This is a genomic window from Chitinophaga sancti (genome assembly GCF_034087045.1).
GTDB lineage: Bacteria > Bacteroidota > Bacteroidia > Chitinophagales > Chitinophagaceae > Chitinophaga > Chitinophaga sancti_B.
Genome location: NZ_CP139247.1, coordinates 5,953,042 through 5,966,611, shown reverse-complemented (window position 1 = coordinate 5,966,611; position 13,570 = coordinate 5,953,042). Strand labels below are relative to the sequence as shown.

At 39.8% G+C, this 13,570-nt stretch carries 9 protein-coding genes and 1 tRNA gene; 4 read left to right on the top strand and 6 right to left on the bottom strand.

The features are described 5' to 3' along the window. Positions 1–62 precede the first annotated feature (62 nt). Positions 63–136 (top strand) — tRNA-Pro (locus SIO70_RS24145). A 253-nt stretch (positions 137–389) separates the two neighbouring features. Here the strand turns inward: SIO70_RS24145 and SIO70_RS24140 are convergent. The 3 genes from SIO70_RS24140 to SIO70_RS24130 form a co-directional block, all read right to left on the bottom strand. Next, entirely contained in the window at positions 390–1,298 is a 909-nt protein-coding gene (locus SIO70_RS24140; RefSeq protein WP_320575081.1) for a helix-turn-helix domain-containing protein, read from the bottom strand. 146 nt (positions 1,299–1,444) lie between these two features. Continuing rightward, on the bottom strand, positions 1,445–2,698 hold the full coding sequence (locus SIO70_RS24135) for an NAD(P)/FAD-dependent oxidoreductase (protein WP_320575079.1): 1,254 nt from the start codon (positions 2,696–2,698) through the stop codon (positions 1,445–1,447). A 36-nt stretch (positions 2,699–2,734) separates the two neighbouring features. Next, positions 2,735–3,427, bottom strand: a complete 693-nt coding sequence (locus SIO70_RS24130; protein WP_320575077.1) for an SDR family NAD(P)-dependent oxidoreductase — start codon at positions 3,425–3,427, stop codon at positions 2,735–2,737. A gap of 244 nt (positions 3,428–3,671) precedes the next feature. Between SIO70_RS24130 and SIO70_RS24125 the strand changes: the two genes are divergently transcribed. From SIO70_RS24125 to SIO70_RS24115, 3 genes are read left to right on the top strand one after another with little or no spacing between them, the layout of a single operon-like run. Continuing rightward, positions 3,672–4,868 (top strand): efflux RND transporter periplasmic adaptor subunit, encoded by a 1,197-nt coding sequence (locus SIO70_RS24125; protein WP_320575075.1) that lies wholly within the window; start codon positions 3,672–3,674, stop codon positions 4,866–4,868. Positions 4,869–4,909: 41 nt separating this feature from the next. Further along, positions 4,910–8,053, top strand: a complete 3,144-nt coding sequence (locus tag SIO70_RS24120; RefSeq protein ID WP_320575074.1) for an efflux RND transporter permease subunit — start codon at positions 4,910–4,912, stop codon at positions 8,051–8,053. 24 nt (positions 8,054–8,077) lie between these two features. Next, complete coding sequence (locus SIO70_RS24115; RefSeq protein ID WP_320575072.1) at positions 8,078–9,475, top strand: efflux transporter outer membrane subunit; 1,398 nt, start codon at positions 8,078–8,080, stop codon at positions 9,473–9,475. 296 nt (positions 9,476–9,771) lie between these two features. On the opposite strand, the gene SIO70_RS24110 is transcribed toward SIO70_RS24115, so the two are convergent. The 3 genes from SIO70_RS24110 to SIO70_RS24100 all read right to left on the bottom strand — a co-directional run bounded on the left by SIO70_RS24110 (position 9,772) and on the right by SIO70_RS24100 (position 13,170). After that, positions 9,772–11,547, bottom strand: coding sequence for an alpha-L-fucosidase (locus SIO70_RS24110; RefSeq protein WP_320575070.1), 1,776 nt, complete (start codon positions 11,545–11,547; stop codon positions 9,772–9,774). 455 nt (positions 11,548–12,002) lie between these two features. Then, positions 12,003–12,452: a heme-binding domain-containing protein gene (locus SIO70_RS24105; RefSeq protein ID WP_320575069.1), complete on the bottom strand. Its 450-nt coding sequence runs from the start codon at positions 12,450–12,452 to the stop codon at positions 12,003–12,005. 16 nt (positions 12,453–12,468) lie between these two features. Further along, the gene (locus tag SIO70_RS24100) at positions 12,469–13,170 is read right to left on the bottom strand and encodes a VIT family protein (protein ID WP_320575067.1); all 702 of its coding nucleotides are present in this window, start codon (positions 13,168–13,170) and stop codon (positions 12,469–12,471) included. Positions 13,171–13,570 lie beyond the last annotated feature (400 nt).

Sequence of the window (13,570 nt, the reverse complement as noted above, 5' to 3'; positions counted from 1 at the left end):
TTTGAAAAAATAAAAAAATCATTACTTTTGCATCCCTGTGATTTTCACAGGATACCGGTTTTCGGGACGTAGCGCAGCCCGGTAGCGCGCTTGCATGGGGTGCAAGAGGTCGCTAGTTCGAATCTAGTCGTCCCGACAGATTTAATATCAAAGGATATCAGGAGGCACGTAGAACGCAGGTTTTACGGGCCTTTTGTGTTAGCCCGTTATTGCATTCTATTTTGTATCGTCCTGATATAATTTGAACTTGCGTCCTTGCGAAGAGAGAAGAGAAAGAATTTTAAACTATTTCAAATCATTTCAAAATAGTGCGGTATGAGTGAGTACTCACGATCAGAAAAGATTAAAAAAAGACGCTGCCTAACCTGGCAAAGCAACATTAATAAGCCCTATTTAATTGCTCCTTTATACTTACTGGGAGTAATGCCAGTATGTTTTTTAAAAAATTTACTAAAGAAAAACTGATCACTAAACTGCAGTTGTGCTGCCACCGTTGCCACTGGAAGACCAAGATCATTTAGCATTATTTTTGCTTCTATAATCACAATTTCATCAATCATTTCACCACAGGTTTTATTAGTAAGCTCTTTTACAATTTTAGTGAGGTGTTTAGGTGTTATATAGAGTGCATCTGCGTAAAACTGAACCCCGCGTTCTTCCCTGAAGTGTTGAGAAAGCAGTTTTAAAAAAGATGTTAATATCTCTTCCTTCCTGGTTAATTTCACCTCTTCATTAGGTCGGTACCTCTTAAATAAAGCAGCTACTTCATAAATAAAAATATTAAACCCATGTTGAACTATCTCCCTCTTAAACGGATGCTCACTTGCCGGATCATTCACTTTACGCAACATTTTTATAACGCCATGCAATGCGTCAGCATCCTCTTTCTCCAACATTAAATAAGGATTATTCTGCGGAGAGAAGAAACTATAAGATGGTAGAAGCTTTTCGCTAACCCGGGACTGTCCGATAAAATCATGTGAAAAGCAAACAACTATTACTATGGATTTATCATTATCTTTCTGAATCCGGTGTATAGTATTAAAAGGGATGACAATAAGGCTGTTCTTTTTTACACAGTAATTAACCATATTGATCTGAACATCTATTTCCCCCTCAATTACCAACGCAATTGTAAAATGATCCGAACGTAAAGGGTTACCTAATATTTCCTCTTGAGGTTTTAATTCATCACTCCTGAAAGTGAGAAAATCTTTAGCGGGAGACTTATGACCAATGTCAGTACTGACGTCAATTATCGTATAATTATGAATGGAAGAAATATTATCGGCTCTCATAAACTTAACATGACAGTTGACACTAGTGAAACTACCAAATTAATTAAATAAAACCAGATTCTATATTCCTTATCCCTATTTATTTAAAATAATAAATTTTAAGTATATTTAAATAAGTCAATCAATAATGAAACGACAATAATAACCTATCTTCTCGAAGAAGGCCTGATGATCATACGTAATACCTGGTCTTTTGTAAAATAGGCCAGCATCCAGTTATAAAAAGTTTTAACACGGTTACGATGATTGGTTAAATAGGTTAAATGTATAAACAACCACATCACCCAGGCAATAAATCCACTAAAATGGATTCTTTGCTTTGGCATATCTGCCACCGCTTTTTTACTTCCAATAATTGCCATTGATCCCTTATCAAAATAGGTAAACGATTTAAGAGGCTTATTGTTATTAATTGCCATTAAATTATAAGCGAGGTTTTTACCTTGTTGTATAGCTACCTGCGCTACCTGGGGGTGACCATTGCTATAGCTTGGATCACTAGTTTGCAAAGCGATATCACCAATAGCAAAAATGTTGGAAAAAGCATTTATAGTATTGTGCGCATCCACTTTTAAGCGGTTTCCATTTCCATAGGAACTTTGGGGAATACCAGGAAACACCTCGCCTGTAACTCCCGCTGCCCATATCAGAATTTTAGCTGGAATAACTTCACCCGTAGACAACATTAACATATCATCTACATAATCCGTTACACGTGCACCAAGCTTGACCTGCACCCCCATTTCCTGTAATTTATTGTAAGTATATACCTGTGAACGCTCACTCATTGAAGAGAGTAAGGAGTGATGACTATCTACTAAATAAATACAGCCTGCATGATCAATCAATTCAGGGTAATCTTTAGGCAAAATACTTTTCGTCATTTCAGCAAGCATACCGGCTATTTCTATTCCTGTCGGCCCACCCCCAACAATAACAATGGTAGTTAATTTCTTCTTTGCTGCAATATCCGTTACCCTGGAGGCGGCTTCAATCTGCTGAAGCAAATAATTACGCATATTTATAGCGTCATCTAATGTCTTCATGGGTAATGCATTCGCTTCGATGTTTTTCAGATTTAAATAATTGCTTTTTGTACCGGTAGCCAATACCAGGTAATCATATTCCATCTCCCCTATATCCAGCAATATCTTATTCTCTCGAGGGAAAATTTCAATCAGCCTGCCTAAACAGAAGTTAATGTTCTTTTTGCCCTGCAACAATTTCCGGTAAGGATAGCTTATACTGGAAACCTCTAAAAAACCCGTAGCTACCTGGTATAACAACGGCGAAAAAAAATTATAATTATTCCTGTCAACTAATGTAATATGATAATCAGTTTTTTTTAGTAGATTTTTAGCCACGTTTAACCCTGCAAAACCACCGCCTACTATTACCACCTTCTTATAAGTGTGTTCCATAATTTTAACTATTGATTAATGATCATTCTGCATCCATTGAAACAGGGTGTCTTTTTCTTTTGTATTGCCGTCATACAAATCCAGTATTAATGCCCCCAACTCATCCGGATGTATATAATTATTTTTATCCCTTTTCTTCTTCTTTGGATCTACATATAGATGATAATATTCCATATTGGTGCCTTTTATTTCCTCGAAGAACATTTTTGCCATTTCCTTTTGCATGCATAGTGATAAGCGGGTAAGTTTAGCCAGCTTCCTTTTTAATGTATGGTCCGTAAAATCGATACTGATGAACATACCTTGCGTGGATTTTTTCATACTCATAAAAGACAGCCTTGCTGCAACAAAAAAAGCCGTTATGTTTTGTTCAATAGTACGCTCCCATTCGGTAATTTTTACCTCATTAAGCGGCTTATTGAGTGTAGCACTTTCAAAACAGGCAATACTCAAATCTATTTGACCAAAACGTTCAACAATAGCATCTGCCAATTGTTCCGCCGTATAATAATCAGGATAATCAGCCAGCATAGTAATGATTGAGCCCCCGTTCGTAATTTTCTCCACTTGTTTGATCCATAACAGATCCTTAGCGCTTTGCGCGAGTACTATAATAATGGCATTTTCCTGCAATAGCATTTGTACAATACTTATCGCTATTGCACCTGTACTACCCGCTAAAATCGCGACTCTATTTTTCAATGACATATTATAAAGATTAACTGCTTGCTAAAACAATACAAATATTGGTATAAAAAAGGGATGTATCCATGTCTATATGTGGGAACAATATGTCTAAATGGCTCATTTAAATTCAGGCAAATAGCGAATGCGATATATTCACATGCTTTCACTCCTTATAGACATTTTTTAATGATGTGCTAACACACAACTTTGTACCATCATTTTTAAAATACGTGGAAAATAATCACATCAATTAATGCATATAAGTATGAAAAAGCCAACAATAATGAACCGGGTGTTAATAGTCATTCAATTGTCGACAACCTTATTAGTATTAGCTTCATGCGGGGGAAGACCTGGAGGACCTGGAGGACCTGGAGCAGCCGGTCCCTCAGGACCTCCCGCTTATAAATCAGCAGAAGTGTATTCAGGGTCCACTACCATGTTTTACAACTACCCTGCTACTATACAAGGTGAACAAAATGTTGAAATACGTCCTAAAGTTGATGGCTTTATTCAAAAAATATTTGTAGATGAAGGAGCAAACGTACACACTGGTGAGCCCCTCTTTGAATTACGGAATCCGCAATACGAAGCCGCTGTAAGAAGCGCTATTGCTGCTGTTAAGATAGCAGAGGCAGACGTTCAGACCGCAGAAATGGATGTAGAAAAGGTAAAACCACTGGTGGAAAGAAAGATCATCAGTGATTACGAGTTACAATCAAAACAATACACCTTAAATTCCAAAAAAGCTTCCCTGGCATCAGCCCAGGCCGATCTGGTTAATGCCAAAGTAAATGTAGGTTATACCTATTTAACCAGTCCTGCTAACGGGGTGATAGGAACAATACCCTATAAGGTTGGCAGTTTGGTAAGCAGCACATCGGCAAACCCTCTTACTACCGTTTACAACACAAAAAATATTTACGTATACTTTTCTTTAAATGAAAAACAACTACTTGAATTTTCAAGAACAGTAAAAGGTGCGACGCTTAAAGAAAAACTGGCAACAATGGAGGATGTGTCATTAATACTGGCTGATGGCACCGAGTACCCGGAAAAAGGAAGAATCGTTACTGCCAGTGGGCTAATCAGTACAGAAACAGGATCAGTAAGTTTTAGGGCCGACTTCCCCAACAAGCTTGGCCTGATACGCAGTGGCAGTAGTGCCACCATCAAAATACCTGTTAAACTGGAGAACGCTTTGTTGATCCCTCAAAACGCTACTTATGATATGCAGGGACAAAAATTTGTTTATAAAGTAAACGACAAAGATAGTACTGTAAATATCAGTGTCAATGTATCTGCAAATCCTATTGGAAATCTATATGTGGTGGAAAGCGGTTTGAAAAAAGGTGATAAACTGATAGTGGAAGGTGTGGGTAACTTAAAACCGGGTATGGTCGTCAAACCATTACCGACCAATACCGATAGCCTGTATGCTGATGCAGGTAAACATAAGTAAACCTATTTATTGTAATGGTTCACACAAAACTTTAAAATATTATGCTTAAGATATTCATAAAAAGACCGGTTTTATCTACTGTAATATCGGTAATCATTGTAATATTGGGAGTATTAGCCTATTTAGGGCTACCCGTTACACAATACCCTGAAATCGCCCCGCCAACAGTTAAGGTATCAGCTACATATACCGGTGCCGGCGCAGAAGTAATTCAAAGAAACGTCATTGTACCACTGGAAGAACAGATAAATGGTGTGGAAGGAATGACCTACATGACTTCCACCGCCACTAATGATGGTGATGCTACTATCACTGTATACTTCAAACTTGGTACAAACTCTGATATAAACGCCGTAAACGTGCAGAACAGGGTGCAAAGGGCCACTAATTTACTGCCTGCCGAAGTAACCAAAGCAGGAGTAACCGTAGAGAAGCAGCAAAGTAGTAACCTTCTCATCTTTGCACTTAAAAGTAATAACCCGTCATATGACCAGACATTTTTAAGCAATTATGCCAACATCAATCTTATACCGGAAATTAAGCGGATAAACGGCGTGGGTAGTGTAGTTTCATTTGGTACAAAGGACTATTCCATGCGTGTTTGGCTGAAGCCCGATGTAATGGCAACCTATGGCATAACTCCTGCAGATGTGAACAACGCACTTGCTGAACAAAATTTTGATGCTGCGCCCGGTAAATTTGGAGAAAACAGCGACCAGGTTTTTCAATACACCATTAAATATACCGGCCGGTTGATCGATACCACGCAGTTTGGTGACATTATCATGCGTTCTACTGCTGATGGCCAGGTATTACGATTAAAGGATATCGCCAGGCTTGAAATGGGTTCCCTCACCTATTCCTCTACTATGAATACTGATGATCAGCCCGCAACTGTTATTGCCATAAGCCAAACGGCCGGATCCAATGCCCAGGCCATTATTAAAGACGCCATAACCACACTGGATAAAGCTTCCGCATCTTTTCCAGAAGGTGTAAGTTATATACCCCTGTTGAACGCGAATGACTTTTTAAGTGCATCTATTGAAAAAGTGATACACACTTTAATAGAAGCCTATATTTTGGTTTTCATTGTTGTTTTTATTTTTCTCCAGGATTTTCGCTCCACGCTTATACCGGGTATATCAGTATTGGTGTCTATCATCGGTACGTTTGCCTGTCTCAGCTTGTTTGGCTTTACAATTAACCTGCTAACACTCTTTGCTTTGGTGCTGGCCATAGGTATTGTGGTAGATGATGCTATAGTAGTCGTCGAGGCGGTCCACGCCAAGCTAGATGAAGGTTATCAATCAGCATACAATGCATCTGTTGATGCCATGTCTGAATTGGGCGGAACCATCGTAGCAATTACATTGGTCATGGCCGCCGTGTTTGTTCCGGTTTCTTTTATCAGCGGCAGCTCGGGAGTATTTTTTAAACAGTTTGGTTTGACCCTTGCTTCTGCCATTGTAATTTCGGCGGTCAATGCCCTGACGCTAAGCCCCGCATTGTGCGCCCTGTTTTTGAAACCGCATGAAGAACATAATGGAACCAGCAAAAACCTGCTGCAAAGGTTTTATATGTCTTTTAATACCGGATTTGATGCTTTAAAGGGCAAATACCAAAAGTCAATAGGCTTCTTAAACCGTAAAAAATGGATCATTCCGTCTGCCCTAGTCTTATTTACTGTATTACTGGTTTTCTTCATGAAAACATCGCCAGGCGGTTTTGTGCCCAATGAAGATCAGGGAACCATCTTCGCTGATATCAGCTTACCTCCGGGTACCTCTCTTGAAAAAACCACTCAGGTTGCCAATATAGTAGACAATATGGCGAAGAATATTCCTGAAGTTGCTAACCGGGCAAAAATAACCGGGCAAAGCATCATCAATGGTACCGGTAGCAATTTCGGATTGCTCATATTTAAGCTAAAACCGTGGGATGAAAGAAAGGGGGTAAAAGTTGATGATGTGATTGGCAGGTTATTTGGCATGACTGCCGGAATAAAAGATGCAAAAATCATTTTCTTTGCACCGCCTACCGTACCAGGGTTCGGTAACTCAAGTGGGTTTACCATTGAATTGCAGGATAAAACCGGGGGCAGCGTAGAAAATTTCAGCAAAGTTGCCGGTGGCTTCCTGGGAGCAATTAATCAACGTCCGGAAATTTTATATGCCGCTACTGGGTTTAATCCTAACTACCCCCAATATTTAATGAAAATAAACGTAGCCAAAACAAAAGAAGCCGGCATTTTACCCAGCGATCTGATGGCAACTATGCAAGGTTATTTCGGTGGTATATATGCTTCTAACTTTAACCAGTTTGGTAAACAATACCGGGTTATGATACAGGCTGATGCCAAATACCGGAGCAATTCACAGAGTCTAAATAATGTGTATGTCAGAAATGCATCTGGTAACATGGCGCCTGTATCAGAATTTGTTACCCTCACTTCTGTTAATGGACCACAAAGCCTGTCAAGGTTCAACCTATATAATAATATATCAGTTATCGGCAGTCCTAAACCCGGGTTTAGCAGCGGCGATGCACTTGCTGCTGTTAGAGAAACTGCGGCCCAAACCCTGCCTGCCGGTTACACTTTTGACTACTCAGGTTTATCGCGTGAAGAGGTAAATGCTGGTGGACAAACAGTGTTCATCTATATACTTTGTATAGTGTTTGTATTCTTTTTACTGAGCGCTCTTTATGAAAGTTATATTATACCGTTTGCTGTGCTGTTATCCCTTCCTGCAGGCTTGTTTGGCACTTACCTTTTTGCAAGGATCATGGGGATAGACAACAACATATACATGCAAATATCTGTAGTGATGCTGATTGGTTTACTCGCTAAAAATGCTATCCTGATAGTTGAATATGCTGTTGCAAGGCGAGAGAAAGGTATGACAATTGTAAATGCGGCCATTGAAGCTGCCACAGCACGTTTGCGTCCTATTTTAATGACATCACTTGCGTTTATTGTAGGCCTCATGCCGCTGATGTTCTCATCTGGTGTTGGTGCTGCCGGCAATCGCTCTATTGGCACAGGTGCTGTAGGTGGCATGTTGGCAGGAACAATATTCGGTGTATTTATTATACCCGTCCTTTACATCATTTTTCAAACATTACAGGAAAAATTCAGCGGAAAAAAGAAACCAGGTGAGGTGGTAATTCCTGCATTAGATTAATGATCATTAATTAAATCAAACAACATGAACTTAAAATATTTTTCACGTACAGCTGCTGTAATTGCAGTGGCTGTACTAATATTACCCGGATGCAAAATAAGGCAGGCCTATATACGCCCCTCCGTTGAAACAGATAGCCTGTACCGCTCCGTATACACAACAGATACAACTACCATCGCAAGTTTATCCTGGAGGCAAATGTTTAAGGATGACAAATTGCAGGCTTTGATACAGGCAGGCATTGCCAATAATTACGATTTAATAATCGCCGTGGCCCGAATCAAACAAGCTGAAGCCAACTTGCGTCAGGCCAAAGCAGCATTTTTACCAACACTAAGCGTTTCACCACAATACACAAGGCAAAAAGTTGCTGCCACACAAGGCGGAAACCTTGGTTTTACACCAGAAAACGTTTACGCCGTTCAAGGTAACGCCAGTTGGGAAATTGACTTGTGGGGGAAACTAAGCAGTGCCAAAAAGGCTTCACTCGCTTCACTTTTACAAAGTTATGCCTACCAACGGTCTGTTCAGACGAAACTGATTGCCGACATTGCTACCGATTATTATAACCTGTTGGCTTACGATAAGCAACTGGCTATCACTGTGCAAACTGTGAAAAACCGGAAAGAAGACGTAGAAACTAATAAAGCATTAAAGGTAGCTAACCGTGTAAACGAAGCATCCGTTGCTCAAAGTGAGGCCAACCTTTATGCGGCCGAGGTTACCATACCAGATCTGCAAAACAGTATTCGCGAGACTGAAAATGCATTGTGCGTTTTGATAGGCCGGCATCCAGGTACAATTCAAAGAAACCTGCTTGATATGCAAGAGGTAGACACGACTTTACAAACAGGTCTGCCTGCACAATTGCTAAGCAACCGCCCTGATGTACAACAGGCAGAGTATAATGTCAGGTACTATTTTGAGCAGATCAATGTAGCCCGCGCTTACTTTTATCCCACGCTTAATATTACAGCCCAGGGTGGCTGGCAATCGGCTACCGTTGGCGATCTGTTTAAAAGCGCTACCATTTTTGGTAATGTTGTAGGAGGTTTAACACAACCTGTATTTAACAAAGGATTGAACAAACAAAGACTACAACTTGCCAAAGCACAATACGAAGAAAATGTGGCTACGTTTCAGCAAACAGTACTTGATGCCGGCCGGGAAGTTTCTGACGCGTTATACAATTACAAAGCAGTGCAGGATAAAGCCTCAACACGTAAGCTGCTACTTGATGCCTGGTTCAGATCTGTGGATTACAACCGCGAACTACTTAAAAACGGGTACGTCACCTATACCGATGTTTTAACATCCGAACAATCTTATTTATCTGCACAATTAAGTGGCGTAAACGACAGGTTGCAACAATTGACATCATTAGTAACGTTGTACAAAAGTTTAGGTGGAGGATGGAAATAAACTTGTATGGACAGGGATATACCTCTCCATCAGGAACCCGAATAGAAACATTCATGAAAGAGGGAATTAACCAACGGGAATGAAAATTTATTTTCAAATACAAGAGGGTGTATCGGACTTATGATACACCCTCTTGTATTTTTGGGGGGTGTACTTTAGATGAATCAGTATCCATGTTTCTGAACCACAAAGCGTGAATCAACCTGGTAATTTCAATTTCCTTCCGTATCAGTATTTCAATGAATGTTTTTTGTGGTAAAATGTGCGACGTTGGAAAGGGAAATTATTACTGCGACTCATTCAATTTTAAAAACAACAGCAGTACTAAACGGTATCTCGTTTTTGGGATAAAAGATTTTTAAACCATCCGTATCTTGTTTCCACTTTACTTGGTTGCTGTACCCTACCAGGCTTACTCTTTTAATCTCTTGTTTGAAATAACCGGCATCAGTTGCCAATGATTTAATAACCAGTTGGGTTCCCTGCCTGGGTATTACCATGGTAAAAATATACAATGCATTATTTTTCCCTACAGTAAAGCGAAAATCTGATGAGTCGAATCTAAATTCAGCCTGCCGACTGCCTAACCCTCCTCCGGGTAACATTTTTAGCTTACCATCAACCATCTCGCCTTCGCCGGGAGTCACCCAGGCCTTGCTTCCGTAAACAGCTTCACCATTTCTGCGTAACCAAATGCCCACTTCCTCAAGCATTTTTTTGCTTCCGGCATCGAGAGAGCCATCCGGCAATAACGAAATGCATATCGCGGCATTGCCATCCCTTGCTATAGCCTCAATGATATATTTGATCATCATGCCGGAATTATAAGTAAAGTCTGGTGCATAAAACCAATCCCCCACTGGGGTTTCCGCAATCCAGGGCTCTTTACTATTGATTTTTTCGGGAATGCCAAATTCTTCTGTATTGACCGTACCATTGGTGTTATGACGGAACTTTACGATACTGAAGGTGTTAACCTTACCACGACGTTGTATTGACTGGTTATAAAAATCTGCTATTACAATTTGCATAGCATTTGCCTTGAAACCGGTGCCTGTTCCATTACCACTAAAAGGTTGATCTGAAGTACCATCCGTATAAATGAAATCCGGGTCATAATGTTCTGTAACATCCATCATGCGTAAAGCCCACTGCGTTGTATACCATTTAGCATAATCCAGATGGTTGATAAATATGCCGGCGGGGGGCGGTGACCACTTTGACTTAGCAGCTTCCTGTACCCCCTTATACTCACGCAGATCAATACCATATAAAAGCCGTGGGTCATATCCTTCCCACCACTTACCTTTTCCATCTGCAAGCGTCAGATTACCATCATATGGCACTCCTTTTTTGCTTCCTGCTGTATCACTGCCAAAAGCAGTCTGCCACCACCACCAGGTGTACTCATGGTGAAACGTGACGCCAAATTTCAGATTTTCTGCGCGGCAGGCTTTCGCCCATTCACCAATTAAATCACGTTTCGGCCCAAGATTTACTGAATTCCAAGGCTGATAGCGGGAGTTCCATAAATCGAAATTGTCGTGGTGCACACCCTGGATGAGCAAAAAGCGAGCGCCTGCATCTTTATAAATTTTAGCCAGTGCTGCAGGATTAAGTTTTGAAGGGTTCCAATTGCGTAGTACATCCTTATAACCCACTTCTGAAGGATGCCCATGATTTTTGACATGGTTTTTATACGCCAGGGTTCCCTCTAGATAAAGTTTTCTTGCATACCAATCCCCGCTTTCACCAGATGCCTGCGGGCCAAAATGCACCCATATACCGAATTTTGCATCCCTTAGCCATTGGGGAGTACCGGGATAGTTTTTTTCTATTGATTCCCAGGTTGGTTTAAAAGGGCCTGAGGTAATAGTAATATTCAAATTGACCTCCGGAAATTCTTTGGAATCACCCAGGTTTATGCTGTCGATCGGCTTTTTAGCAGGAATAGCGCCTAAGGGAGGCAACGATGCTGGCAATACAGATGGTGTTTCTGTAACAGCTTTTTGAGCAAATAAACTGCAGTGGAGTACACCGATTAAGAACAAAATCCCGAATGCTGATCTCATTTTTTTGTATAATTTTCAAAAATTTAAATTTACTACAAAGAATTCGCTAAATAACTAATAGACGGTTCCACTGCCAGGCAATTTCTCCTTCTGGTAATAACTGTCATTATTCGGGCAGAAGATAATACTAATATCAATAATAATCAGTCCTGTAAAAGCTTTTTAAAAGATGGGAAGATGTTTTCATTTATTTTCTTGTTGTTTGTACTATTACTTTACACTAAGTTTATTGATTTCCAATATTTCCTTAATAAACGGGTTCGACAATTGTCCATTCTTCCCGACAAGAAAGAGGAAACTCTTTAAAATAAAAAATCCTTGCAAAAATTGAGTTTGCAAGGATTTTTTATTTTACTTAATGATGATATATACATTAACCTGGATCTTAATCAGATCTCAATGCTGGAATGCCAAGACGCCTGCCTGATGGGCTTTTAAATGAAGTTTCATCCGTGTTATCTGATGGCGTTTTTGACATTATCTGCCCAATTGATCAACTTTTGTTTTTCAGCCTTTGAAAGTACTGCATTTCGATGTAGAACAGTATAAATGCCCATCGGCATTTCATCCATTTTGATCTCGTCAATCAATTCAGCCAATTTTCGTTGTCTACGGGAAATGCTATATGTGTTAAATTCGTCAAAATTAAAGTGCTTTTTACCTTCGTTAATATCATGCGCTAGCAGCCAGGCTACAGGCTGAATGTTGTTATACCAAGGGTAATGCGTATTATTAGAATGGCAATCGTAACAACTGCGTGTTAGTATTGCCTGAACATCCTCTGGAATAGCATGGTTTTGATTAATGCTATTGGGGAACGGTCCGGAAGCAATATTTTTTTTCGGACGAATAAACTGTATTATGATGAAAATGGCCAGAATGGCAATAAGAATTTTCTTTATCATTTCTTGTATTTTAAGATTATACTTTAACCCCAAAAAAGTAACCTGCCAATGCAGAAAGCCCCATTGCCAGTGTTCCCCACACCGTAATGCGTAAAATCGCCTTTTTAACACTGGAACCTCCCGTTTTAGCGGCAATTGCGCCTAATATGATCAGGAAAATGATGGTAAAACCATATAGTAAATATTCCATTTGTTTAACAGGAGCAAATAGAATCACCAGAAGGGGTAAAAGTCCACCTGCAGTAAAAGAGGCTCCAGATGCCAATGCTGCTTGTATAGGCTTTGCCTGACTTATTTCATTAATTCCAAGTTCATCTCTTATATGTGTCCCTAAAGCATCCGCCTCTGTAAGTTCCTTCGCCACCTGTATAGCTGTTTCCCTTTTTAAACCACGCTTTTGGTAAATTTGTGTGAGAATCTCAAGTTCTTCCCCCGGCATTTCCCGAAGCTCTATTTCTTCTCGTTGTATATCCGCTTTTTCAGTGTCAGTTTGCGAACTTACTGATACGTATTCGCCTGCAGCCATTGATAGTGCTCCCGCAACAAGTCCTGCGATGGTCGCCAGCAGGATCGGTTCACGGGTGTTGCTGGCCGTTGCAACACCAATCGCAAGGCTGGATATAGAAATTATCCCGTCATTTGCGCCTAAAACAGCCGCACGTAACCAGTTGCTTCTATGTATATAATGGCTGTCAAGATAATTATCTATGGTAATCATAAGAATAAACGAAATAGAGGTGAATGAATTGCTGCTTGAATATTATTAAATCATCATTAAGTTTAAAATAAAACTTGCAAAGTAGTAATTGCAGTTAATATACAAAAAATGGCCACAAGATAAAAAAGATATTGTTTTCTGTTAATAATTTATATAGCGTTTTATAAATAATCTTCTTTGATTGCTTTTGTGGATTTAAGTATCTACATGAAGTGTATCTCTCAGTTAAATTTAATTCGTGGCGTCACAACTATTATTAGTTGCATTGCCAATACTTATGTAAACTTCAATAATCCCTCAATAAATGAGTTCGACAATTGTCTATCTTTCCCGACATATTTAATATCAAAGGATATCAGGAGGCACGTAAAATGTAGGGTTTACGTGCCTTTTGTGTTTT

Bases quoted from the DNA above. Each gene is read 5' to 3' on its own strand.
- SIO70_RS24140 (WP_320575081.1), bottom strand. From the start codon at position 1,298: ATGAGAGCCGATAATATTTCTTCCATTCATAATTATACGATAATTGAC.
- SIO70_RS24130 (WP_320575077.1), bottom strand. From the start codon at position 3,427: ATGTCATTGAAAAATAGAGTCGCGATTTTAGCGGGTAGTACAGGTGCA.
- SIO70_RS24125 (WP_320575075.1), top strand. From the start codon at position 3,672: ATGAAAAAGCCAACAATAATGAACCGGGTGTTAATAGTCATTCAATTG.
- SIO70_RS24120 (WP_320575074.1), top strand. From the start codon at position 4,910: ATGCTTAAGATATTCATAAAAAGACCGGTTTTATCTACTGTAATATCG.
- SIO70_RS24115 (WP_320575072.1), top strand. From the start codon at position 8,078: ATGAACTTAAAATATTTTTCACGTACAGCTGCTGTAATTGCAGTGGCT.
- SIO70_RS24110 (WP_320575070.1), bottom strand. From the start codon at position 11,547: ATGAGATCAGCATTCGGGATTTTGTTCTTAATCGGTGTACTCCACTGC.
- SIO70_RS24105 (WP_320575069.1), bottom strand. From the start codon at position 12,452: ATGATAAAGAAAATTCTTATTGCCATTCTGGCCATTTTCATCATAATA.
- SIO70_RS24100 (WP_320575067.1), bottom strand. From the start codon at position 13,170: ATGATTACCATAGATAATTATCTTGACAGCCATTATATACATAGAAGC.